Origin of the sequence: Micromonospora sp. URMC 107 (assembly GCF_051386315.1) — a bacterium.
In the GTDB taxonomy this organism is placed as follows: Bacteria; Actinomycetota; Actinomycetes; order Mycobacteriales; family Micromonosporaceae; genus Micromonospora.
The window spans coordinates 1-460 of the sequence record NZ_JBPQTK010000305.1; the positions used below are offsets into that span (position 1 = coordinate 1).

Consider the following 460-nt stretch of genomic DNA (forward strand, 5'->3'; position numbering starts at 1 on the left):
CGTACGCACCGAAGGGGGACAGCGATGACGACGTTGAGCCGGGAGGCCCGCGACCTGAGCTGGCTGGTCAGCGGGTTCGCGGAGCGGGTGCCGGGGGTGGTGCACGCCATCGTGGTCTCCTCCGACGGCCTGCTGGTCGCGATCTCCGACCACCTGCCCCGCGACCACGCCGACAAGCTCGCGGCGGTGACCTCGGGGCTGATGAGCATCACCGCGGGCGCGGCGCAGATGTTCGACGGGGACATCGTCAAGCAGACGGTCGTCGAGATGGGGCGCGGCTACTTCCTGGTCATGCAGGTGCGCGACGGGTCCATCCTGGCCACGCTGGCCGGCTCGGACGCCGACATCGGCGTGGTCGGCTACGAGATGGCGCGGCTGGCCAAGCAGGCGGGGGACATGCTCACCCCGGCGCTGCGGGCGGAGCTCCAGCAGGCCCTGCCCCGCTGACCGACCGGCGCGC

At 72.4% G+C, this 460-nt stretch carries 1 protein-coding gene; it reads left to right on the forward strand.

What is annotated here, in order from left to right; all coding sequences use genetic code 11:
* Positions 1-24: 24 nt before the first annotated feature.
* The gene (locus tag ACSNN9_RS28645) at positions 25-447 is read left to right on the forward strand and encodes a roadblock/LC7 domain-containing protein (protein ID WP_436676416.1); all 423 of its coding nucleotides are present in this window, start codon (positions 25-27) and stop codon (positions 445-447) included.
* Positions 448-460 lie beyond the last annotated feature (13 nt).